At 69.4% G+C, this 22,135-nt stretch carries 19 protein-coding genes; 13 read left to right on the forward strand and 6 right to left on the reverse strand.

Annotated elements, in window-relative coordinates; all coding sequences use genetic code 11:
- Positions 1-130: 130 nt before the first annotated feature.
- Together rnr and topA are read right to left on the reverse strand one after the other, a co-directional pair.
- Positions 131-2,470 carry a ribonuclease R gene (rnr, locus tag ACILRB_RS14305; RefSeq protein ID WP_395666969.1) on the reverse strand — a complete coding sequence of 780 codons (2,340 nt, stop codon included), beginning with the start codon at positions 2,468-2,470 and terminating at the stop codon, positions 131-133.
- A 26-nt stretch (positions 2,471-2,496) separates the two neighbouring features.
- A complete protein-coding gene (gene topA, locus ACILRB_RS14310) occupies positions 2,497-5,394 on the reverse strand; it encodes a type I DNA topoisomerase (RefSeq protein WP_395666970.1) in 2,898 nt (965 codons plus the stop codon).
- A 322-nt stretch (positions 5,395-5,716) separates the two neighbouring features.
- On the opposite strand from topA, the gene ACILRB_RS14315 reads away from it, so the two are divergent.
- Positions 5,717-6,661: an aspartate carbamoyltransferase catalytic subunit gene (locus tag ACILRB_RS14315; RefSeq protein ID WP_395666971.1), complete on the forward strand. Its 945-nt coding sequence runs from the start codon at positions 5,717-5,719 to the stop codon at positions 6,659-6,661.
- A gap of 16 nt (positions 6,662-6,677) precedes the next feature.
- Positions 6,678-7,994: a dihydroorotase gene (gene pyrC / locus ACILRB_RS14320; RefSeq protein ID WP_395666986.1), complete on the forward strand. Its 1,317-nt coding sequence runs from the start codon at positions 6,678-6,680 to the stop codon at positions 7,992-7,994.
- On the opposite strand, the gene ACILRB_RS14325 is transcribed toward pyrC, so the two are convergent.
- Positions 7,954-8,913 (reverse strand): alpha/beta fold hydrolase, encoded by a 960-nt coding sequence (locus ACILRB_RS14325; RefSeq protein ID WP_395666972.1) that lies wholly within the window; start codon positions 8,911-8,913, stop codon positions 7,954-7,956. The two genes, pyrC and ACILRB_RS14325, sit on opposite strands and share 41 nt — an antisense overlap.
- A gap of 192 nt (positions 8,914-9,105) precedes the next feature.
- Here ACILRB_RS14325 and ppk2 point away from each other — a divergent pair, with 192 nt between their 5' ends.
- The 3 genes from ppk2 to dprA all read left to right on the forward strand — a co-directional run bounded on the left by ppk2 (position 9,106) and on the right by dprA (position 12,185).
- Positions 9,106-10,197 carry a polyphosphate kinase 2 gene (gene ppk2 / locus ACILRB_RS14330; protein WP_395666973.1) on the forward strand — a complete coding sequence of 364 codons (1,092 nt, stop codon included), beginning with the start codon at positions 9,106-9,108 and terminating at the stop codon, positions 10,195-10,197.
- An 84-nt stretch (positions 10,198-10,281) separates the two neighbouring features.
- On the forward strand, positions 10,282-10,896 hold the full coding sequence (plsY, locus tag ACILRB_RS14335) for a glycerol-3-phosphate 1-O-acyltransferase PlsY (RefSeq protein ID WP_395666974.1): 615 nt from the start codon (positions 10,282-10,284) through the stop codon (positions 10,894-10,896).
- Positions 10,893-12,185 (forward strand): DNA-processing protein DprA, encoded by a 1,293-nt coding sequence (dprA, locus tag ACILRB_RS14340; RefSeq protein WP_395666975.1) that lies wholly within the window; start codon positions 10,893-10,895, stop codon positions 12,183-12,185. Before plsY ends, dprA begins: the two co-directional genes overlap by 4 nt.
- A gap of 78 nt (positions 12,186-12,263) precedes the next feature.
- Here the strand turns inward: dprA and accC are convergent, their stop codons facing one another.
- The 3 genes from accC to aroQ are packed head-to-tail and all read right to left on the reverse strand — an operon-like array spanning position 12,264 to position 14,587.
- Entirely contained in the window at positions 12,264-13,622 is a 1,359-nt protein-coding gene (gene accC / locus ACILRB_RS14345; protein ID WP_395666987.1) for an acetyl-CoA carboxylase biotin carboxylase subunit, read from the reverse strand.
- 33 nt (positions 13,623-13,655) lie between these two features.
- On the reverse strand, positions 13,656-14,123 hold the full coding sequence (locus ACILRB_RS14350; protein WP_395666976.1) for an acetyl-CoA carboxylase biotin carboxyl carrier protein: 468 nt from the start codon (positions 14,121-14,123) through the stop codon (positions 13,656-13,658).
- Positions 14,124-14,128: 5 nt separating this feature from the next.
- Entirely contained in the window at positions 14,129-14,587 is a 459-nt protein-coding gene (gene aroQ / locus ACILRB_RS14355; protein WP_395666977.1) for a type II 3-dehydroquinate dehydratase, read from the reverse strand.
- Between the two features lie 291 nt (positions 14,588-14,878).
- On the opposite strand from aroQ, the gene ACILRB_RS14360 reads away from it, so the two are divergent.
- From ACILRB_RS14360 to rpoB, 8 genes are all read left to right on the forward strand, one after another.
- On the forward strand, positions 14,879-15,859 hold the full coding sequence (locus tag ACILRB_RS14360; protein WP_395666978.1) for an AEC family transporter: 981 nt from the start codon (positions 14,879-14,881) through the stop codon (positions 15,857-15,859).
- A 146-nt stretch (positions 15,860-16,005) separates the two neighbouring features.
- A complete protein-coding gene (gene secE, locus ACILRB_RS14365; RefSeq protein WP_395666979.1) occupies positions 16,006-16,197 on the forward strand; it encodes a preprotein translocase subunit SecE in 192 nt (63 codons plus the stop codon).
- Between the two features lie 31 nt (positions 16,198-16,228).
- Complete coding sequence (gene nusG, locus ACILRB_RS14370) at positions 16,229-16,762, forward strand: transcription termination/antitermination protein NusG (protein ID WP_395666980.1); 534 nt, start codon at positions 16,229-16,231, stop codon at positions 16,760-16,762.
- A gap of 172 nt (positions 16,763-16,934) precedes the next feature.
- Positions 16,935-17,363, forward strand: coding sequence for a 50S ribosomal protein L11 (gene rplK, locus ACILRB_RS14375; RefSeq protein ID WP_395666981.1), 429 nt, complete (start codon positions 16,935-16,937; stop codon positions 17,361-17,363).
- Positions 17,364-17,368: 5 nt separating this feature from the next.
- A complete protein-coding gene (gene rplA / locus ACILRB_RS14380) occupies positions 17,369-18,067 on the forward strand; it encodes a 50S ribosomal protein L1 (RefSeq protein ID WP_395666982.1) in 699 nt (232 codons plus the stop codon).
- Between the two features lie 512 nt (positions 18,068-18,579).
- On the forward strand, positions 18,580-19,101 hold the full coding sequence (gene rplJ / locus ACILRB_RS14385; RefSeq protein WP_395666983.1) for a 50S ribosomal protein L10: 522 nt from the start codon (positions 18,580-18,582) through the stop codon (positions 19,099-19,101).
- A 53-nt stretch (positions 19,102-19,154) separates the two neighbouring features.
- A complete protein-coding gene (gene rplL / locus ACILRB_RS14390) occupies positions 19,155-19,535 on the forward strand; it encodes a 50S ribosomal protein L7/L12 (RefSeq protein WP_395666984.1) in 381 nt (126 codons plus the stop codon).
- A gap of 348 nt (positions 19,536-19,883) precedes the next feature.
- Positions 19,884-22,135: DNA-directed RNA polymerase subunit beta (gene rpoB, locus ACILRB_RS14395; protein WP_395666985.1), on the forward strand; the 2,252-nt coding region annotated here is incomplete at its 3' end.

Consider the following 22,135-nt stretch of genomic DNA (forward strand, 5'->3'; position numbering starts at 1 on the left):
AAAACGGTCGGAGCGGACGCGGGCATGGCTCTTTCCTGTGGCGCTCGCCTCGATCCGGGCGCGCGCGGCCGAATGTAGCATGCCGGCGCGCCGGCGCGAAAACCGCGCGCCGGACAAAATCTCGGCGCCGTCAGCGCCCGCGCGGCGCTCCGCCGCGCTTCGGCGCGTTGCGGCGCGTACGTTTCGGCCCGGCTTCGTCCACGAGCTCGAAGCGCAGCGCGCCGGCGAGCGGCGCCGCCTCGACGAGCTTCACGGTCACGAGGTCGCCGAGCCGGTGCGCGCGCCGGCTGCGCGCGCCGACGAGCGCATGCAGCTTTTCGTCGTGGCGGAAATAATCCTCGCCGAGCATGCCGATGGGGATGAACCCGTCGGCGCCGGTGTCGGCGAGGCGGATGAACAGCCCCGCCCGCGTCACGCCGGAGACGCGCCCCTCGAACTCCGCGCCGATCTTGTCGGCGAGATGGGCGGCGATGAGCCGCTCGACCGTCTCGCGCTCGGCGGCCATGGCCCGGCGCTCGGCGGCCGAAATCTGCGTCGCGATCTCGGGCAGGATGGCGCGGGCGTCGGGCGGCAGCCCGTCCGGCCCAAGGCCCAGCGCCGCGATCAGCGCGCGGTGGACGACAAGATCGGCGTAGCGGCGGATCGGCGAGGTGAAATGCGCGTAGCGGCGCAGGTTGAGGCCGAAATGCCCGTAATTGTCGGTGACATATTCGGCCTGCGCCTGCGTGCGCAGCACCACCTCGTTGACGATGTGCTCGTGCTCGGTGTCCTTGACCTGCGCCAGGATGCCGTTGAACTGCTGCGGCCGCAGCACCTGCCCCTTGGCCAGCCTGACGCCGACGGTGGCCAGGAACTCCGCGAGATTGTTGAGCTTTTCGAGGCTCGGCTCGTCATGGGCGCGATAGACGAGCGGCTGGCGCCTGGCTTCGAGCGTCTCGGCCGCCGCGACGTTGGCGAGGATCATGAACTCCTCGATCAGGCGATGCGCGTCGAGCCGCTCGGGAATGAACACGCGCGCCACCGCGCCCGCCTCGTCGAGCACGAGCTTGCGCTCCGGCAGGTCGAGGTTGAGCGGCGCGCGCTGCGTCCGCGCCCGGCGCAGCGCGGCGTAGGCGGCCCAGAGCGGGCGCAGCGTGGTTTCAAGGAGCGGCGCGGAGATTTCGTCGGGCGCGCCGTCGATCGCCGCCTGCGCCTGCGGATAGGCGAGCTTCGCGGCCGAGCGGATCATCACGCGGTGGAAGCCGTGGCCGAGCTTGCGCCCGTCGGCGGCGATGACCATGCGCACGGCGATCGCCGGGCGGTCCTCGAGCGGGCGCAGCGAACAGAGGTCGTTCGAGATGCGCTCGGGCAGCATCGGCACGACGCGGTCGGGGAAATAGACCGAATTGCCGCGCAGCAGCGCCGAGCGGTCGAGCGGCGTCCCGGCGCGCACATAGGCGGCGACGTCGGCGATGGCGACCCAGAGCGCGAAGCCGCCGGGATTGGCCGGGTCGTCGTCGGGCGCGGCGAAGACCGCGTCGTCATGGTCCTTGGCGTCGGCGGGGTCGATGGTGACGAAGGGAATGTCGCGCCAGTCCTCGCGCCCGTCCATCGTCGCCGGGCGCGCGCGCTCGGCCTCGGCCAGCGCCTCGGCCGGAAAGACATGGGGAATCTTGTGCGCGTGAATGGCGATGAGGCTCACCGCCTTCTCGCTGTCATAGGCGCCGACGCGCTCGCGCACCTTCGCCCGGGTCAGGCCGAGCCGGCCGGAGCGCAGCGTCTCGCAGGCGACGAGGTCGCCGTCCTGCGCCTCGCCTTCGTCGCCCGGCGCAATCTCGAGTTCGCCCCTCGCGAGCGACTTCTTGTCGATCGGGACGACGCGTCCGCCGCCGCCGGGGCGCGCGCGGAACAGGCCGAGGATCTGGAATTTCGCCCGCTCCAGAAGCTTGACGACGCGGCCCTGATAGGCCGGCTCGTCGGGCTTTGCGCCGGGGATCGGCTCGACGCGCAAAAGCGCGCGGTCGCCGACGCCGGGGGCGGGCTCGCCGGGCCTTTTGCGCCGCGGCGTCGCGACGACGATTTTCGGCGCGGGGCCCCGCGCCTCGTCCCAGTCGCAGGGCGCGGCGAGGAGGTCGCCGTCGCGGTCGCGGCTGTAAAGGTCGGCGAGCGTGGTCGCGGGCAGGGCGCCTTTGGGGTTCAGCCCCTTGCGGCGGCGCTCGACGGCGCCCTCCTGCTCAAGCGCCTTCAGCATTTTTTTCAGGGCGACGCGGTCGGCGCCCCTGACGTCGAAGGCGCGGGCGATCTCGCGCTTGCCGATCTTGGCCGGAAGCTTGCGCGCGCCGGGCTCGGCCTCGCGCTCCCTGGCGATGAAGGCGACGATCTCCTCGCGCGAGGGCGGCGGCCGTCCCGCGTCTTTCTGGGTCCTTGCGGCGGAAGGGCCGGGCGCTGCGGCGCCGGCGGATTTCTTCACTCTGTCGATGTCCGTGCTCATGAGGGCCGGCCGGGCCGGCCTGAAGTCTAGAAGGGCGGCGGCTCGTCGTCCTCCGCCATGGGCGGGGGCGCGGGCTTTGTCGCCGCGGGTTTTTTCGCCGTGGGTTTTTTCACGGGGGCTTTGGCGGCCGCTTTTTTCGGCGCGGCCCTGGCGGGCGTCTCCGCCGCGGCTTTTTTCGCGGCCGGTTTTTTCGCGGCCGGCTTTTTCGTGCTGGCCGCGCCGCCCTTGTCCTCGATGAGGCGCAGCGCCTCCTCGAGCGTCAGCGTCTCGGCCGCGGCGTCGCCTTTCAGCGTCGCGTTGACCTTGCCCCAGTTGACATAGGGGCCGAAACGCCCGGCGCGCACCGTCACCGGCCCGCCGGCGGGATGCTCGCCAAGGAGACGGCCCTGAACCGCGCCGGCGCCGGCGGCCTTCTTCTTGAGAAGCTCCACCGCGCCGTCGAGCGTCAATGTGGTGGGGTCGGCGTCCTTCGGCAAGGTGGCGTTGACCTTGCCCCAGGCGACATAGGGCCCGAAGCGCCCGGCCCTGACGCTGACCGCGCCGCCCTCGGGGTGGTCGCCGAGGGCGCGCGCCGGGGCGCCCGCCGCGTCGCCGAAGCGCCGGCCGGTGAGGCCGCTCTCCTTGGCCACGACAAGGTCGATGGCGCGATTGGCGCCGATCGTCAGGATGTCCTCGTCCTTGCCGATGTTGGCGTAGGTCTTGCCGTGCTGGACGTAAGGCCCGAACCGGCCGATCCCGGCGAAAATCGGCTCTTTCGTCTCCGGGTGGCGGGCCACTTCGCGCGGCAGCGAAAGAAGCCCGACCGCCTGCTCAAGGGTGAGTTCGGAGGGCGCGATGGTCTTGGGGATCGACGAGCGCTTCGGCTTCTCGCCTTCGCCCGCGCCGTCGCCTTCCTGCACATAGGCGCCGAAGCGCCCGTCGCGCAGGGTGATCTCCTCGCCGGTTTCGGGGTCGAAGCCGAGCGATTTCACGCCCGGCCGCGCGCCCTCGGCCTCCTCGCCGTCCGGCGCCGAGAGCGTGCGGGTGTATTTGCATTCGGGATAGTTCGAGCAGCCGATGAAGGCGCCGAACTTGCCGAGCTTCAGCGACAGCCGTCCGTCGGCGCAGGACGGGCAGGCGCGCGGGTCGCCTCCGTCCTCCTTCGGCGGGAAGATGTGCGGGCCCAGAATCTCGTTGAGATTGTCGAGCACTTCGGTCGTGCGCAGATCCTTGGTGCCGGCGATCGCCGCCGAGAAGTCGAGCCAGAAGTCGCGCAGGACCTGCTTCCAGTCGATCTCGTGGTTCGACACCCTGTCGAGCTTTTCTTCGAGCTCGGCGGTGAAGTCATAGCCCACGTAGCGCGTGAAAAAGGATTCGAGGAAGGCGGTGACGAGACGCCCCTTGTCCTCCGGGCGCAGGCGCTTCTTGTCGAGCCGCACGTAGTCGCGCTCGCGCAGCACGGCGAGCGTCGCGGCGTAGGTCGAGGGCCGGCCGATGCCAAGCTCCTCCATGCGCTTGACCAGCGTCGCCTCGGTGTAGCGCGGCGGCGGCTCGGTGAAATGCTGGGCGACGTCGATGCGGTCCTTCGCCAGCGCCTCGCCCTGCGCCATGTCGGGCAGGCGGGCGTTCTCTTCGTCTTCCTCGTCGTCGCGGCCTTCCTGATAGAGCCGCAAAAAGCCGTCGAAGCGCACGACCTGGCCGGTGGCGCGCAGGTCGAGCGTGCGCTCGCCCGCCTTCGCTTCAATGTCGACGGTGGTGCGCTCGAGTTCGGCCGACTCCATCTGGCAGGCGATGGCCCGAGTCCAGATCAGCTCATAGAGCCGCGCCTGGTCGGCGTCGACGGCCCGCGCCACCTCGCGCGGCGAACGGGCGAGGTCGGTCGGGCGGATCGCCTCATGCGCCTCCTGCGCGTTCTTCGCCTTGACCTGATACTTTCGCGGCGCTTTCGGCACGTAGGCCGGCCCGAACTGTTTCGCGATCACCGCCCGCGCGCCGGCGACGGCCTCGGGGGCGAGGTCGACGCCGTCGGTGCGCATATAGGTGATCAGGCCGACGGTCTCGCCGCCGATGTCCGCGCCCTCATAGAGCTTCTGCGCGAGCTGCATGGTCCGCGCCGGGGCGAGCCCAAGCTTGCGCGAGGCCTCCTGCTGCAGCGTCGAGGTGGTGAAAGGCGGCGCCGGGTGGCGCTTCGCCGGCTTCGCCTCGATCTTCGCCACATGGAAGCGCGCCCGGTCGAGGTCGCGGCGAAACGCCATGGCCCCGGCCTCGTCGCCGACGTCGAGGCGCGAGATTTTCCGCCCGTCCGCGCCGACGAGCCGCGCCGCAAAGGGCGCGTCCCTCTCCGTGCGCAGATGGGCGAGGATCGACCAGTATTCGCGCCGCACGAAGGATTCGATCTCGAGCTCGCGGTCGCAGACGAGGCGCAGGGCCACCGACTGCACGCGGCCGGCCGAACGCGCGCCGGGCAGCTTGCGCCACAGAACGGGCGAGAGGTTGAACCCGACGAGATAGTCGAGCGCGCGGCGCGCCAGATAGGCGTCGACGAGGGCCGCGTCGATCTCGCGCGGGTGCTTCATCGCGTCGAGCACGGCGGCCTTGGTGATGGCGTTGAAGACGACCCGCTCGACCGGCTTGTCCTTCAGCACCTTCTTGGCCTTCAGGACTTCCAGCACATGCCAGGAGATCGCCTCGCCCTCGCGGTCGGGGTCGGTCGCGAGGATGATCTTGTCGGCGCCCTTGACGGCCTGCGCGATCTCGTTGAGGCGCTTGGCCGATTTGACGTCGACGTCCCAGAGCATGGCGAAGTCGGCGTCGGGGTCGACCGAGCCGTCCTTCGCGGGCAAGTCGCGGACATGGCCGTAGGAGGGGTAAACCTCATAGCCGCGGCCGAGATATTTGTTGATGCTCTTAGCCTTCGCCGGAGATTCGACGATGACGACGTTCATGGCGCATCCTTGGACGGCGCCCGCGGCGGAGGGCGGGGCCCGGGCCGAAGGCGGTTCGGGCGAAGCCGTTCCGACTGAGACAGCGGCTTCGCCTTGCTGCGGCGCCGCGTAAAATTTTCGCGCAGAAGATGGGGGAGCGTGCGGCCTTAGTCAAATCGGCGGCCGCGGCGGCCTCAGTCCAGGCTTTGCCCCCGGGTCCTTGCGGCGGCCCGGCGCGGGCGAAAGCTGTGCGCAAGCCCCGCGCGATAATCCGGCGCGCGACGAAGGGGTGTGACGCGGCCGTTTTCCCCTGTAAAGGATCGGCCCCGTAGGGGACCGGTCCATGAGTTCGCAGAAGCGCATCTTCCCGCACAGGCACCTGCTCGGCATCGAGGGCCTGTCGCCGCAGGACATCGACGTCCTGCTCGACCTGTCCGAGGAGGCGATCGAAATCTCCCGCCAGGTCGAGAAAAAGCGCTCCACGCTGCGCGGGCGCACCCTCATCAACCTGTTCTTCGAAGCCTCGACCCGCACCCAGTCCTCGTTCGAGCTCGCCGGCAAGAGGCTCGGCGCCGACGTCATGAACATGTCGGTCGCCTCCTCGAGCGTCAAAAAGGGCGAGACCCTGCTCGACACGGCGATGACGCTGAACGCCATGCGGCCCGACATCATCGTCGTGCGGCACGCGCAGGCCGGCGCCGCGCACCTCCTCGCCAAGAAGGTCGACTGCGCCGTGGTCAACGCCGGCGACGGCGCGCATGAGCATCCGACCCAGGCGCTGCTCGACGCGCTGACCATCCGCCGCAACCGCGGCCAGATCGCCGGGCTCGTCGTCGCCATCTGCGGCGACATCCTCCATTCGCGCGTCGCCCGCTCGAACATCCTGCTGCTGTCGGCGCTCGGGGCGCGGCTGCGGCTCGTCGGCCCCTCGACGCTGCTGCCGGCCGGCGTCGAGCGGCTCGGCGTCGAGGTCTTCCGCGACATGAAGGCGGGGCTGAAGGACGCCGACATCGTGATGATGCTGCGTCTCCAGCGCGAGCGCATGCAGGGCGGCTTCATCCCGAGCCCGAGGGAGTATTTCCGCTTCTACGGCCTCGACGAGGAAAAGCTCGGCCATGCGAAGCCCGACGCGCTCGTGCTGCATCCGGGGCCGATGAACCGGGGCGTCGAGATCGATTCGAGCGTCGCCGACGGCGGCCAGAGCCGCATCAGGGAGCAGGTCGAGATGGGCGTCGCCGTGCGCATCGCGGTGCTCGGCGCGCTCGCCGAACATCTGCCGAACGGCTGAGGGAGGCCGCATGAAGATGAAGATTCCGGCCTCGCCCTCGGTCGCCCACCAGCCGCTCGCCCTCGTCAACGGGCGCCTCGTCGACGGCGAGACCTATGACGGCGCGCGCGGCGGCGTGCTGATCCTCGACGGGCGCATCCTCGACATCGGGCCCGACGTCGAGCCGCAGAGCCTGCCGGTGCATTCGCGCGTGATCGACTGCGGCGGCGACCTGATCCTGCCCGGTCTGATCGACATGCGCGCCTTCGTCGGCGAGCCGGGCGCGGAGCACCGCGAGACCATCGCCACCGCCACGGCGGCGGCTGCGGCCGGCGGCGTCACCACCATTCTGGCGCGCCCCGACACCAGCCCGCCGGTCGACGATCCGGCGGTGGTCGATTTCCTGCTGCGCCGCGCGCGCGACACGGGCCGCGTGCGCGTGCTGCCCTGCGCCGCGCTGACGCAGGGGCTGCGCGGCGAGGAGATCGCCGAGATCGGCCTGTTGCAGCAGGCGGGCGCCGTCGCCTTCTCGGACGGGGCGCGGCCGATCGTCAATTCGCGCGTGCTGCGCCGGGCCATGGCCTATGCGCGCGATTTCGACGCGCTCGTCATCCATTACGCCGAGGACCGCGACCTCGCCGCCGAAGGCGTGATGAACGAAGGCGAATATGCGACCCGGCTCGGCCTTTCCGGCGTCCCGCGCGAGGCCGAGGCGATCATGCTCGACCGCGACATCCGCCTCGTGAACCTCACCGGCGCGCGCTATCACGCCCCGCTCGTCTCGACGACGCTCTCGCTCGACATTCTCGCGCGGGCGAAAGACGCCGGTCTGCCGGTCACCTGCTCGGCCTCGATCAACCATCTGACGCTGAACGAGAGCGACATCGGCGACTATCGCACCTTTTTGAAGCTCGCCCCGCCGCTGCGGCGCGAGGACGAGCGCCGCGCGCTGGTCGAGGCGCTCGCCGAAGGGCTGATCGACGTGATCGTCTCGGACCATGACCCGCAGGACGTCGAGACCAAGCGCCTGCCCTTCGCCGAATCGGAGAACGGGGCGATCGGGCTCGAGACCATGCTCGCCGCCGCCATGCGGCTCGTGCGCGCGGGCGCGCCGCTGCAGCGCGTGGTCGCCGCGCTGACCTCGCGGCCGGCCGACATTCTCGGCCTGCCGCAGGGACGGCTCAAGGTCGGCGCCCCGGCCGACCTGATCCGCTTCGACCCCGACGAAGCCTATCTCGTCGATCCGCTGAAGCTGAAGTCGCGCTGCAAGAACACGCCCTTCGACGAGGCGACCATGGAGGGCCGCGTGAAGCTCACGCTGGTCGAGGGGCGGATCGTGTTCGAGCAGGACTAGGCGCGAAGGGCGCCGCCCGCGCCGGCCACGGATTGCGCCCATCTTCCAGAAAGGCGAGCGAATCGGTCCAGAAGCCGGCCTCGTTGCGGTCGTGGAACAGGCTGAAATGGCCGATGTGCGCCTGCCCGAAATCCTGCGGGCGCAGGCGCGCCAAAATGCGCTCGGCGTTCTCGTAGGGCGCAAGGCCCCGGGCCGTCGCCGCCGGCGTGCCGAGGTCGTCGTCGCTCAGGCTGACCGCGAGAATCTGTCCGCGCACGGCCCTGAAGCGGTCCAAAACCGCCTCCCGCTCGGCGGCCGGGTGAGAGCGCTCGAAGCGCCGTCCGCGAAAGCTCCATTCATAGGCGACGCCTGACGGCAGGTCTTCGAGCCAGCCGAGCCGGCGGCCGGGAAAATAGCCGAACGCCGCGGTCAGCGCCGGCATGGCCACATGCCATTTGAGAAACAGCCGCGCCCGCCCGCGCGCCGCGTAGTCGGGCCAGAAGGCGTATTGCGCGCCGACCGTCAGCATCCGGTCGATCATCGGCGCGCTGTCCGCCATGCCCGGCAGGAAGCCGCCGATCGAATGCCCGACGACGAGCGCCGGCCCGTTCGGGCTCGCCGCGCGCGCATGGCGCAGCGCGGCGTCGAAATCCTTCTCGCCCCAGTCGCGCCAGCGAAAGCCGCAGCCGCGCAGGCGCTCCGGCCGCGAGCGGCCGATCCCGCGATAATCATAGGTCAGGACGTCGAAGCCATGGCCCGCGAGGAACCGCGCGTAGCGATGATAATAGCGCGCCGCGACGCCGGTCGCCGCATTGACGACGACCGCGCCCTTCGCCGTCCCGCCCATGGCGCGGAAAAGATCGCCGCCGAGCGCGACGCCGTCGCGGCAGACGACCGTCGTCGCCTCATGGGCCTGCGTCGCGCCGGCGTTTTGCGTCATGGTCCCGTCCCGTGGTTCGCCTCGCGTCGCCGCCCGCGAAAGCGACGGCCGGAAAGATGCGCGCTTGATTTAAGTCAAAACGGCTTCATCATCGAAGCGTCATATTTCTTTCCTCCGTCGCGCCGCCGCCCTGTCCGGCGTCGCATGCGCGGCGACCCCTTTGACTTTCCCGAGCGAACGGCTGGGCGACGCATGACCGATATTGAAAAGCTGCAGGATCAACCCGTGGGCGCGCCCGATCCGGCGCCGCAGGAGCTTGAGCTCGGCCTCGCCGACGAAAGGCGCGCGGCGGCGCGGGAGGCGGAGCTTTTCGCGCTCAAAGAGATCGTCGGCGAGGCCGCCGACGGGTCGGTCGGTCCAGGCGTCGAGGCGATTCTCGAAGGCGCCGCGCCCGACGACGCGGTCGAGATGCGAAAGACGCTCGGCCTGCCCGGGAAAAAGGGCGCGCCCCATGCGACCAGCGACGCGCTCGCCGACAATTGGCGCACGGGCGGCTATCCTTACAAATACAAGATGCTGCGGCGCGACTACGAGCGTCAGAAATTCATCCTCCAGACCGAGCTTCTGAAGCTGCAGACCTGGGTCAAGGAGTCGCGCCAGCGCGTCGTCATCCTGTTCGAGGGGCGCGACGCCGCCGGCAAGGGCGGCGCGATCAAGCGCTTCATGGAGCATCTCAATCCGCGCGGCGCGCGGGTCGTCGCGCTCGAGAAGCCGAGCGACGTCGAACGCGGCCAGTGGTATTTCCAGCGCTATGTGCAGCATCTCCCGACCATGGGCGAGATCGTGCTGTTCGACCGCAGCTGGTACAACCGCGCCGGCGTCGAGCGCGTCATGGGCTTTTGCGCCGACTCGGAATACACGGAGTTTCTGCGCCAGACCCCCGACTTCGAGCGCAATCTCGCGCGCAGCGGCGTGCATCTCATCAAGTTCTGGTTCTCGGTGAGCCAGGAGGAGCAGCGCCGCCGCTTCAAGGAGCGCAAGGTGCATCCGCTGAAGCAGTGGAAGCTGTCGCCGGTCGACCTCGCCTCGCTCGACAAATGGGACGACTACACCAGGGCCAAGGAAGCCATGTTCTTCCACACCGACACGGCCGATTCGCCCTGGACGGTGATCAAGTCCGACGACAAGAAGCGCGCTCGGATCAACGCCATGCGCTACGTGCTGCATTCGCTGCCCTACAAAGGCAAGGACCCGAAGCGCGTCGGCGACGTCGACATGCTGCTCGTCGGGCGCGCCAGCGCGATTCATGAGCGCGGCGAATATGTGCCCGGCGCGCCGCTCTGAGGCCACGCGCCGCGCCGAAAGCGCGGTTGCGACGGGGCGGGGCGCGGGCTAGGCTTTCGCGCGCGCGCCCCGAGACCCCGTCCCGTGATCCTGACCCTTCTCGCCTTCGTCTTCGGCTATCTCTGCGGCTCGATTCCCTTCGGGCTGATCCTCACCGCCCTGTCCGGCGCCGGAGACCTGCGCGCGATCGGCTCGGGCAACATCGGCGCGACCAATGTGCTGCGCACCGGACGCAAGGACCTTGCGGCCGCGACCCTGCTGCTTGACGCCCTCAAGGCCGCCTTTCCCGTGCTGGTCGTGTCCTTCGTCGCCTCGCGCCGCCTGTCGCCGATGGACGTCTGGCCGCCGGCGCCCGTGCTCGCCGCCGCCTTCGGCGCCTTCGTCGGCCATATCTTCCCGGTCTGGCTCGGCTTCAGGGGCGGCAAGGGCGTCGCGAGCTTTCTCGGCGCGCTTCTGGCGGTGAGCTGGCCCGCCGGCCTCGTGTTCATGGGGCTCTGGCTCATCGTCGCCTTCATCGCGCGCTATTCCTCGCTCGCCGCCCTCTGCGCCAGCGCGTTGACCCCGGTCGTGCTCTATTTCTTCGGCCAGTTCGGCGCGGCCATCGTGTTCGCGGCGATGGCCGTCCTGATCTTTTACAAGCACGCCGCCAACATCGGCCGCCTCAGGGCCGGGACCGAATCGCGCATCGGCAAGGCATGAACGGGACGACGGGCGCGAGCTTCCCGCCCCGGGAGCGTTTCGACCGGCTGCGCCTGTGCCGCAGCGACAACATCGGCCCGCGCACCTTCGCGGGGCTTGTCGGCCGCTACGGCTCGGCCGGCGCGGCGCTCGAGGCGCTGCCGGCCCTCATCGCCGCCGGCCGGCCGGGCCGCCCCATCGCCATCGCCCCGCGCGAGGAGATCGAGGCCGAGCTCGAGGCGGTCGAGCAGGCCGGCGCCGGGCTCGTCCTGCTGGGCGAGGCCGATTATCCGCCGCTTCTCGCGCAGATCCATGCGCCGCCGCCGGTGCTGACGCTGCGCGGAAACCGCGCCTGCCTCGGCCGCTCCATGGCGGCGGTGGTCGGCGCGCGCAACGCCTCGGCCGCGGGCCTCGCCTTCGCCGAGCGCCTGTCGCGCGCGCTCTCGCGCGCCGGCCATGTCGTGACCTCGGGCTTCGCGCGCGGCGTCGACCTTCGCGCCCACCAGGCGGCGCTCGAAGGCGGCACCGTCGCCGTCTTTGCGGGCGGCCTTGGCGAGCCGCCGCCGCCCTCCGACGCGGATCTGCTCGAACGCCTGCTCGAAAACGGCGCGGCGCTCAGCGAAATGCCGTTCTTCTGGCGCGCGCGGGGGCGTGACTTTCCGCGCCGCAACCGCATCGTGGCGGGACTTTCACGCGTCGTGGCGGTGGTCGAGGCGGCGCGGCGCTCGGGCTCGCTCATCACCGCAAGCTTCGCCGCCGACGAGGGCCGCGAGGTTTTCGCCGTGCCGGGCTTTCCGCTCGATCCGCGCGCGGAGGGGACGAACGACCTTTTGCGCCAGGGCGCGACCCTGTGCCTTGGCCCCGAAGACCTGATCGAGGCGATGGCGCGCCAGGACGCCGTCCCCGTCGCCGCCCCTGTCGCCGGCCCCGTTCCGCGTCTCGCCGAAGCGGGCGAAGCCTATGAGCCGCTGTGGGACGAGCTCGAATTTTTCGACGACGACGCCGCGCCCCCGAAAGATCGCGCGCCCGGGCGCGCGGGCCCTGCGCCGAAAGAGCCCGGGCCGCTGAGGGCCAGGCCGCTCGCGAACGACCCGGCCGCGCCCGATCCGGCCGAAGCCGCGCCGGAGCCCGCTTCGGCCGAAGCCGTCTACGCCCGCGTGCTCGATCTTCTGGGCGCCGCGCCCGTCCTGATCGACGAACTTATTCGCGCGGCGCGGGCGCCGGCGCCGGCGGTGCGCGCCGCCCTCATGAGGCTCGACCTCGAAGGCCGGCTCGCCCGCCACGGCGGCGACCTCGTCTCGAAGCTTTGACGCCCGTTTCGCCCCGATTGCGTCGACCCGACCGCCGGCGACAGCTCCGGCGTCCCGGGTCCGGAGCGGCGCCCCGGCCTAGGATTGGCCGTCCATGCCGCCCTCGGCCAGAAACTTCTCGAGCCAGTGGATGTCGTAGAGCCCGTTCTGGATGTCGGGGTTGCGCACCAGCGTCTGGAACAGCGGAATGGTGGTGTCGACGCCGTCGACGATGAATTCGTCGAGCGCGCGGCGAAGGCGCATCAGCGCCTCGGTGCGGTTGCGCCCATGCACGATCAGCTTGCCGACGAGCGAATCATAGGTCGGCGGGATCGTGTAGCCGGCGTAGACGGCGCTGTCGACGCGCACGCCAAGGCCGCCGGGCGGGTGGTAATAGGATAACGTTCCGGGCGAGGGGCGGAAGGTGGCCGGATGCTCCGCGTTGACGCGGCACTCGATGGCGTGGCCGTTGAAGGTCACGTCGTCCTGCGTCAGCGTCAGGGCGGAGCCGGCCGCGATCTTGATCTGCTCGTTGACGATGTCGACGCCGGTGATCATCTCGGTGACGGGATGCTCGACCTGGATGCGGGTGTTCATCTCGATGAAATAGAAACGCCCGTCCTCGTAGAGGAACTCGATCGTGCCGGCGCCCGAATATTTCATTTCGCGCATGGCGGCGGCGCAGACCTCGCCGATCTCCGTGCGCTGCGAGGCGTTGAGCGCGGGGGAGGGGCCTTCCTCCCAGACCTTCTGGTGGCGGCGCTGCAGCGAGCAGTCGCGCTCGCCGAGATGGATCGCCCCGCCGCGCCCGTCGCCCAGAATCTGCACCTCGATATGGCGCGGCTTTTCGAGGAATTTTTCGAGATAGACGCTGTCGTCGCCGAAGGCGGCCTTGGCCTCAAGCTTCGCCGCCTCGACGGCGAAGGCGAGCTCGTTTTCGTCGCGCGCGACCTTCATGCCGCGCCCGCCGCCGCCGGCCGAAGCCTTGACCAGCACCGGATAGCCGATCTCGCGCGCGGCGGCCTTCGCCTCGTCGACGTCGCCAAGCGCGCCCTCCGAGCCCGGCACGCAGGGGATGCCGAGCTTTCGCGCGGTGCGCTTGGCCTCGATCTTGTCGCCCATCAGGCGGATATGCTCGGGGCTCGGCCCGACGAAGACGATGTGATGCTCGGCGAGAATCTCGGCGAAGCGGGCGTTCTCGGCGAGAAAGCCATAGCCCGGATGCAGCGCCTCGGCGCCGGTGATCTCGCAGGCGGCGAGCAGCGCCGGAATGTTGAGATAGGATTCGCGCGCCGCGGGCGGGCCGACGCAGACCGATTCGTCGGCGAGCTTGACATGCATGGCGTCGGCGTCGGCCGTGGAGTGCACGGCGACGGTGGCGATTCCAAGCTCCTTCGCCGCGCGCAGGATGCGGAGGGCGATTTCGCCGCGGTTGGCGATGAGGATCTTTTCAAACATCGGGGCGCCGTCGGGGCTCTTGCGCATGTGCGCTCATTCGATGACGAAGAGCGGCTGGCCGTACTCGACCGGCGCGCCGTCCTCGATGAGGATGCGGGTGACCTGGCCGGCGCGCGGGGCGACGATCTCGTTGAACGTCTTCATCGCCTCGACGAGCAGCAGCTTGTCGCCGGCCTTCACGCTCGAGCCGATCTCGACGAAGGGAGCCGATTCGGGAGAGGCGCGGCGATAGGCGGTGCCGACCATCGGCGATTTGACGAGCCCCGCGACCTCGATCTCGGCGGCGGGGGCGGCGGGGGCCGCCGGCGCCGCGACCGCCGCGGCCGGCGCCACGGCCGCGGGCGCGAGCTGGCGCGCGATGCGGATCTTCGTGTCGCCGCGCGCATATTCGATCTCGCTCAGGCCGAGCCGCGTCGCGATCTTGGCGAGCGCTTCGACGAGCTCCGTGTCGAGGCTGCCCTCGGCGGGCGGGGCGGCGCCTTTCGAGCCGGCGTATTTCATCTTCTTCATCTTTCGGTGCGGGGGGCGTCGCCGGCCTCGGCGCCGATCAGGGCGTCGAGAGCGAGGCTGTAGGAGCGCGGGCCGAAGCCGGCGATCACGCCGAGCGCGACGGGCGCGATATGGGACGTGTGGCGGAAGCTTTCCCGCGCATGCACGTTGGAGAGATGGACCTCGATCACTTTCGCCTTCGAGCCCTTGACCGCGTCGGCGAGCGCGATCGACGTATGGGTCAGGGCGCCGGCGTTGAGAATCACCGGCTCGCCCGCGAGCCCCGCCTCCTGCACCCAGGAGACGAGATCGCCTTCATGGTTGCTTTGCGCGAAGCGCAGCGCGACGCCCTTTTCGGCGCAAAGCGCGCGAAGCCGCGCCTCGATCGAGGCGAGCGTCTCCGAGCCGTAGATGTCTGGCTCGCGCGCGCCGAGCAGATTGAGGTTCGGCCCGTTGAGGCAGTGCACGGTTTTCATGAAACGTCCGGCGGGCGAGACGCCCGGAGGCGCTTCCATAACCAAGTTCAATTATGAAGAAAAGCCCAACCCGCGCCGGCGGGGCGCGCCCCTCTCGCGCCGGCCCGCTAAAACGCGCCGCGATCCTGCGTCTTCGCCCAGCCTCCCGAGCTTCGTCGTGTCCGTTTTGTCCTCGCCGGCCTCGCCCCCGCCACTCCTGCTTTGCCCGGTCTCGCCGGCGCCGGCCGCGCCGGTCGGCCCCGCTCGCGTCCTGGCGCTTCGCCCGGAACGCCCCGGCGCGGGGCGGGCGTCGTGAAGGCGGAGCTCGTCGTCGCGGCGATTTCGCCCGTCGTGCTCATCCTGGCGCTGGGCTTTTGGGCCGGAAAGCGCGGCGCCTTCGACGCCGACCAGACGCGCGGCTTCAGCCGGCTCGCCCTGAGCTACGCCCTGCCGGCGGCGCTGTTTCTGGGCATGGCCCATTTCGACCGCGCGCTGCTGCTGCGGCAGGGGCCGATCGTCGTCGTCATGGCGCTCGGCTATTCGGTCTTTTTTCTTCTTGGCTACGCAGCGTTGCGGGCGTTGCGAACCGGCGCGCTGAAGGCGACGCTTTTGTCCTATGCGGCGGCTTCGACGGCCGCGCCGATCTATGGTCTTCCCGTGCTGAACCCGCTGTTTGGGGCCGAGGTCGGCGCGGGAACCGTCGGCCTTTGCGCGCTCGTCACCAATCTCTCGCAGGTCTGCGTCGCGATCTTCCTGCTGCAGACGGCCGGCGCGCCGAAGGGCGAGGCGGGCGCAAAAGGCGGAGCGGGCGAAAAGCGCGGGGCCGCGTCGACGCTGCGCGCCGCGGCGCTCGGGGCTCTGCTCAATCCGCTCGTGCTGGCGCCCCTCGCCGGCGCGGCGCTGGCGCTCGCCGGGGTCACGCTTTCGCCGCTCGTCGGCGCGAGCCTCGAGCCGCTGGCGGCGGGGGCGGCGGGCGTCGCCATTTTCGCCTGCGGGCTCGCGCTCGCCGCCTATCCGCTGAAGCTCGCCTCGCCGACCGTGCTGGCGACGTCCTTCGTCTGCCTTGTCGTTCAGCCGGCGCTGTTCTTCGCGCTTTTGAAGGGGTTCGGGGCCGTCGGCGCGATGGCGCAGGCGGCCTTCGTGGCGAGCGCCATGCCGACCTCGACGCCCTCCGTGCTGTTCGCCCAGCAATACGGCTGCGAGGAAGCCGAACTCGCCTCGATCATGCTGATCACGACGCTCGGCCTTGTCGTCGCCCTGCCGGCGAGCCTGTGGATCGCCGGCTTCCTCTGAGGCGGGGCGCGGCGCGGAAATTCTTCGTTGCGTTTCGCGCGCCGATGCCTATAGTTCCGCCGCGCGGCGCGTGGCCCTCTGGCTCCGCGCCCTGTTTTTTTGCGCAGGAGCCGAGAGCCCGGCTGGAGCGAAGGTTACGCGAGACTATGGCCAATCCGTTCCAGTTTCTGCAGGAAGTCCGCGTCGAAGGCGGCAAGGTCACCTGGCCGACGCGGCGCGAGACCATGATCACGACCGGCCTCGTGATCCTGATGGTGCTGTTCGCGAGCCTGTTCTTCGTCGCCGTCGACCAGATGCTGCGCCTCGCCGTCAGGCTGCTGCTCAGCGTCGGGCACTGAACGCGACCGCCGGAGACCGGAAGATTTTTCAATGAGCATGCGCTGGTACATCGTCCACGCCTATTCGAACTTCGAAAAGAAGGTCGCCGAATCGATCAAGGAGCAGGCGACGCAGCGCGGGCTGACGGCCAAGTTCGAGGAGATCCTCGTTCCGACCGAGCAGGTCGTCGAGGTGCGGCGCGGCCGCAAGGTCAACGCCGAGCGCAAGTTCTTCCCCGGCTATGTGCTCGTCAAATGCGACCTCACTGACGACATCTATCATCTCATCAAGAACACGCCCAAGGTCACGGGCTTCCTCGGCGCCGACAAGAAGCCGATGCCGATCTCGGACGCCGAGGCGGACCGCATCAAGGGCCAGGTCGCCGACGGGGTGGAGCGGCCGAAGTCCTCGATCTCCTTCGAGATCGGCGAGACGGTGCGGGTGGCCGACGGCCCCTTCGCGTCCTTCAACGGCGTCGTCGAGGAAGTCGACGAGAGCCGCTCGCGCGTCAAGGTCGCGGTTTCGATTTTCGGCCGCGCGACGCCGGTCGAGCTCGAATACGCGCAGGTCGAGAAGGTCGTCTGATCCGGCTCCGGACCCCGGGGCCGGCTGAAATTCGGGCGCAGGCCCGAAAGGGAGCTTTCGCGCTCCCGAACGTGGAAGGCTTTTCCCGCGCGCCAGGCGGGGCCGCCGCACCACGACCGCAACCGCCGTCCGCGCGCCCGGCAGGGCCGGGGCGGCTTGTAGGAGAAACAAGATGGCGAAGAAGATCACGGGCTTCGTGAAGCTTCAGGTGCCGGCCGGGGCGGCCAATCCGTCGCCGCCGATCGGCCCCGCGCTCGGTCAGCGCGGCCTGAACATCATGGAGTTCTGCAAGGCGTTCAACGCGCGCACGGCGCAGATGGAGAAGGGCACTCCGATTCCGGTCGTCATCACGGCCTATGCGGACCGCTCCTTCACCTTCGAGATGAAGCTGCCGCCGGTGTCCTATTTCCTCAAGAAGGCGTCGGGGATCGCGTCCGGGTCGAAGACGGCGGGCCGCGGCTCGGCCGGCAAGATCTCGAAGGCGCAGATCCGGGAGATCGCCGAAAAGAAGCTGCCCGATCTGAACTGCGCCTCCGTCGAGGCGGCGATGTCCATGATCGAAGGCTCCGCCCGCTCCATGGGCCTTGAGATTACGGGGTAAGGGACATGGCGCATGTTGGAAAGCGCGTGAAGAGCGCGCGTGAAGGAATCGACCGGGTCAAGCTCTATCCCGTCCTCGAGGCGATCAAGCTCGTCAAGGAGCGCGCGAGCGCGAAGTTCGACGAGACGGTCGAGATCGCCATGAATCTCGGCGTCGACCCGAAACACGCCGACCAGATGGTGCGCGGCGTCGTCAACCTGCCGAACGGCACCGGCCGCACGCTGCGGGTCGCGGTGTTCGCGCGCGGCGCCAAGGCCGACGAGGCCAGGGCCGCGGGCGCCGACGTGATCGGCGCCGAGGATCTCGTCGCGGCCGTCCAGGGCGGCACGATCGACTTCGACCGCTGCATCGCCACGCCCGACATGATGCCGCTCGTCGGCCGTCTCGGCAAGGTGCTCGGCCCGCGCGGCCTGATGCCGAACCCCAAGGTCGGCACGGTGACCATGGACGTCGCCGGCGCCGTCAAGGCGTCGAAGGGCGGCGCCGTGGAGTTCCGCGTCGAGAAGGCGGGCATCATCCAGGGCAGCGTCGGCAAGGCCTCCTTCGACGAGGACAAGCTCGCCCAGAACATCGCCGCCTTCGTGGACGCGGTGGTCAAGGCGAAGCCGACCGGCGCGAAAGGCACCTATCTGCAGCGCGTGGCCCTGTCCTCGACCATGGGGCCGGGCGTGAAGGTCGACCCGGCGACCATCGCCGCGGCCTGATTAGCCGCTTGACAAAAGCGCAAACTGCGCGCGCCCCCTTGGCAGGGGCGTCGGCTTGGTCTAAATAGGGGGTTCGGGGCGCGTCGCTTGCGGCGCCCCGCACCCATTCAGCTTCCGCGACTGCGAGCCCTCTTTGCCGGAAAGGTTGGACCTGTCGGCAAAAGGGCCGGGGACGCGGCGGATAGGCTGGAGGGCAGGCGGCGACGTCTGTCCCATCTGGCCATGTCCTGTCCAAGACTGCGGGCGCCTTGGGCTTCGGCCCTGGGCTTAATCTCCGAAACCCGTTCCGGTTGCGCTCCGGGGCGGGGGAGGCCGGCATAGACGGGGTGACGACGGAATTCGGATGCGGGGCGCGACGCGCCCACGTCCTTCGATTTGGTCTACTCCCTCTGTCCGGGGCGGTTCGCCGCTCCGGGGACAGGCGCAGCGCCGTCCGCCGGTCCGCCGGCGGCGCGGCATTTGTAGCCGCGGGCGAAGCCTCAGGGCTTTCGTCCGCTCCAGGAGAACCCACTGTGGACAGAGCGGAAAAGAAGGAATGCGTCGAGACGCTTTCCGAAGTCTTCAAAACGACTTCGGTTGTCGTCGTGGCGCATTATTCCGGGCTGACTGTGGCTCAGATGCAGAATTTGCGCAAGCAGATGCGCGCTGCCGGAGCCTCGGTTCAGGTCGCCAAAAACCGTCTCGTCAAGATCGCTCTGGAAGGCTCCGACGTCGCCTCGATCGCCGGCCTGATGCGCGGCCCGACCCTGATCGCCTATTCGGCCGATCCGGTCGCCGCCGCCAAGGCCGCGGTCGCCTTCGCCAAGGACCATGACAAGCTCGTGATCCTCGGCGGCGCGATGGGCAGCACCGCGCTCGACGCCAATGGCGTGAAGTCGCTCGCGACCATGCCTTCGCTCGACGAACTGCGGGCCAAGCTCGTCGGCCTCGTCCAGGCGCCCGCGACCAAGCTCGCCCAGCTCGCCAACGCTCCGGCCGGCAAGCTCGCGCGCGTCTTCTCGGCCTATGCCGAGAAGGACAAGGACGCCGCCTGATCCCTTCCGTCTTGACCTGATTTCAACCCATTCGACCAATCGAAGGAAAACCCATGGCCAATCTTGAAAAAATCGTCGAGGACCTGTCGAGCCTGACCGTCCTTGAAGCCGCCGAGCTCGCCAAGATGCTCGAAGAGAAGTGGGGCGTCTCGGCCGCCGCGGCCGTCGCCGTCGCCGCCGGCCCCGCCGCCGCCGGCGCCGCCGCCGCCCCGGCCGAGGAGCAGACCGAGTTCACCGTCGTCCTCGCCGCCGCCGGCGAGAAGAAGATCGAGGTGATCAAGGAAGTCCGCGCCATCACCGGCCTCGGCCTCAAGGAGGCCAAGGATCTCGTCGAAGGCGCGCCGAAGCCCGTCAAGGAGGCGATCGCCAAGGACGAGGCCGAGAAGATCAAGGCCCAGCTCGAGAAGGCCGGCGCCAAGGTCGAGCTCAAGTGAGTTCAGCCGCTGTCGCGGCCTTGAAATGACATGCGGCGGCGCCCTGGCGACGGGGCGCCGTCGAACTGTTGCCGGAGGGTCCGTTCGAACCCTTCGGCTTTCGCGCGGATGGCGAGCGCGGCGCCGGCTGGCCCCGAAGGCGGGGAGCGGCGCGAAGCGCGCCTCCCGCCCCTGCGGGCGGAATGAGGACGACGGCTCCGCGCGTCGCCCCAGGGCTTGGGCGGAAGGCGCGGATGGGTCCGGGGACTCCGCGTCAGGGCTTCGAACGGTCCCGCGTCGAGCCGGGCTCGACGCGGATGAGGCGGCCCCTTTTCGGGGCGGCGCCGCTACGAAAGGTGCGAGAGCGACATGGCTCCTATTTCAGCGCAGACGTTCAACGGCCGCAAGCGTGTCCGCAAGTTCTTCGGCCATATCCGCGAAGTCGCGGAGATGCCCAATCTGATTGAAGTCCAGAAAGCCTCCTACGACCAGTTTCTGCTCGTCGACGAGCCCCAGGGCGGCCGTCCCGACGAAGGCCTCCAGTCCGTGTTCAAGTCGGTGTTCCCGATCTCCGACTTTTCGAGCACGGCTTCGCTCGAATTCGTGAAATATGAGTTCGAGGCGCCGAAATACGACGTCGACGAGTGCCGGCAGCGCGGCATGACCTTCGCCGCTCCGCTGAAGGTCACGCTGCGCCTGATCGTGTTCGACGTCGACCCCGACACCGGCGCGAAGTCCGTCAAGGACATCAAGGAGCAGGACGTCTACATGGGCGACATGCCGCTCATGACGATGAACGGCACCTTCATCGTCAACGGCACCGAGCGCGTCATCGTCTCGCAGATGCACCGCTCGCCGGGCGTGTTCTTCGACCATGACAAGGGCAAGAGCCATTCCTCGGGCAAGCTGCTGTTCGCCGCCCGCATCATTCCCTATCGCGGCTCCTGGCTCGACATCGAGTTCGACGCCAAGGACATCGTCTACGCGCGCATCGACCGGCGCCGCAAGATCCCCGCGACCTCCGTGCTCTACGCCCTCGGCATGGACGGCGAGGAGATCCTCTCGACCTTCTACAAGACCATTTCGGCGACGCGCGACAAGGACGGCTGGCGCCAGCCCTTCGACGCCGAGCGCCTCAAGGGCGTCAAGGTCAGCGTCGACCTCTATGACGCCGAGACCGGCGAACTGGCGCTCGAAGCCGGCAAGAAGCTCACCGCCCGCACCGCGCGCCAGCTCGCCGAGCGCGGCCTCAAGTTCCTGCGCATGCAGGACGAGGACCTGTTCGGCCAGTATGTCGCGACCGATCTCTACAACCCGCAGACCGGCGAGATCTTCGCCGAGGCGGGCGACGAGATCACCGCCAAGAACCTGCAGCTCCTGCTCGACGCCGGCTTCGACGAGCTGCCGATCCTCGACATCGACCACGTCAACATCGGCCCCTACATCCGCAACACGCTGCATGTGGACAAGAACAGCACGCGCGAGGAGGCGCTGTTCGACATCTACCGCGTGATGCGCCCGGGCGAGCCGCCGACGATCGAATCGGCCGAGGCCATGTTCCATTCGCTGTTCTTCGATCCCGAACGCTACGATCTTTCGGCGGTCGGCCGCGTCAAGATGAACATGCGCATGGACCTTGACGCCGCCGACACCGTGCGCACGCTGCGCAAGGACGACATCGTCGCGGTGATGCGCGCGCTCGTCGACCTGCGCGACGGCCGCGGCGAAATCGACGACATCGACCATCTCGGCAACCGCCGCGTGCGCTCGGTCGGCGAGCTCATGGAGAACCAGTATCGCCTGGGCCTCCTGCGCATGGAGCGCGCCATCAAGGAGCGCATGTCCTCGGTCGACATCGACACGGTGATGCCGCAGGACCTCATCAACGCCAAGCCCGCGGCGGCCTCGGTGCGCGAGTTCTTCGGCTCCTCGCAGCTGTCGCAGTTCATGGACCAGACCAATCCGCTGTCGGAGATCACCCACAAGCGCCGCCTCTCGGCGCTTGGCCCGGGCGGCCTGACGCGCGAGCGCGCCGGCTTCGAGGTGCGCGACGTGCATCCGACGCATTACGGCCGCATCTGCCCGATCGAGACGCCGGAAGGCCCGAACATCGGCCTCATCAACTCGCTCGCCACCTTCGCGCGCGTCAACAAATACGGCTTCATTGAAGCGCCCTACCGCCGCGTGCGCGACAACAGGGTGACCGACGAGGTCGTCTATCTGTCGGCGATGGAGGAGAGCAAATATTACGTCGCCCAGGCCAACGCGCCGCTCGACGGCGAGGCCCGGCTCTCCGAGGATCTCGTCGTCTGCCGTCACGCCGGCGACGTGGTGATGGTGCCGCGCGAGCGCGTCGACTTCATGGACGTGTCGCCGAAGCAGCTCGTCTCGGTCGCCGCGGCGCTGATCCCGTTCCTTGAGAACGACGACGCCAACCGCGCGCTGATGGGCTCCAACATGCAGCGCCAGGCGGTGCCGCTGGTGCGCGCCGACGCGCCGCTCGTCGGCACCGGCATGGAGTCGGTGGTGGCGCGCGATTCGGGCGCGGCCATCGCCGCGCGCCGCACGGGCTACGTCGACCAGCTCGACGCGACCCGCATCGTCGTGCGCGCGACGGAGGA

This window comes from Methylocella sp. (assembly GCF_044226135.1).
In the GTDB taxonomy this organism is placed as follows: domain Bacteria; phylum Pseudomonadota; class Alphaproteobacteria; order Rhizobiales; family Beijerinckiaceae; genus Methylocapsa.

Bases quoted from the DNA above. Each gene is read 5' to 3' on its own strand.
- rnr (WP_395666969.1), bottom strand. From the start codon at position 2,470: ATGAGCACGGACATCGACAGAGTGAAGAAATCCGCCGGCGCCGCAGCG.
- topA (WP_395666970.1), bottom strand. From the start codon at position 5,394: ATGAACGTCGTCATCGTCGAATCTCCGGCGAAGGCTAAGAGCATCAAC.
- ACILRB_RS14315 (WP_395666971.1), top strand. From the start codon at position 5,717: ATGAGTTCGCAGAAGCGCATCTTCCCGCACAGGCACCTGCTCGGCATC.
- pyrC (WP_395666986.1), top strand. From the start codon at position 6,678: ATGAAGATTCCGGCCTCGCCCTCGGTCGCCCACCAGCCGCTCGCCCTC.
- ACILRB_RS14325 (WP_395666972.1), bottom strand. From the start codon at position 8,913: ATGACGCAAAACGCCGGCGCGACGCAGGCCCATGAGGCGACGACGGTC.
- ppk2 (WP_395666973.1), top strand. From the start codon at position 9,106: ATGACCGATATTGAAAAGCTGCAGGATCAACCCGTGGGCGCGCCCGAT.
- dprA (WP_395666975.1), top strand. From the start codon at position 10,893: ATGAACGGGACGACGGGCGCGAGCTTCCCGCCCCGGGAGCGTTTCGAC.
- accC (WP_395666987.1), bottom strand. From the start codon at position 13,622: ATGTTTGAAAAGATCCTCATCGCCAACCGCGGCGAAATCGCCCTCCGC.
- ACILRB_RS14350 (WP_395666976.1), bottom strand. From the start codon at position 14,123: ATGAAATACGCCGGCTCGAAAGGCGCCGCCCCGCCCGCCGAGGGCAGC.
- aroQ (WP_395666977.1), bottom strand. From the start codon at position 14,587: ATGAAAACCGTGCACTGCCTCAACGGGCCGAACCTCAATCTGCTCGGC.
- secE (WP_395666979.1), top strand. From the start codon at position 16,006: ATGGCCAATCCGTTCCAGTTTCTGCAGGAAGTCCGCGTCGAAGGCGGC.
- nusG (WP_395666980.1), top strand. From the start codon at position 16,229: ATGAGCATGCGCTGGTACATCGTCCACGCCTATTCGAACTTCGAAAAG.
- rplK (WP_395666981.1), top strand. From the start codon at position 16,935: ATGGCGAAGAAGATCACGGGCTTCGTGAAGCTTCAGGTGCCGGCCGGG.
- rplA (WP_395666982.1), top strand. From the start codon at position 17,369: ATGGCGCATGTTGGAAAGCGCGTGAAGAGCGCGCGTGAAGGAATCGAC.
- rplL (WP_395666984.1), top strand. From the start codon at position 19,155: ATGGCCAATCTTGAAAAAATCGTCGAGGACCTGTCGAGCCTGACCGTC.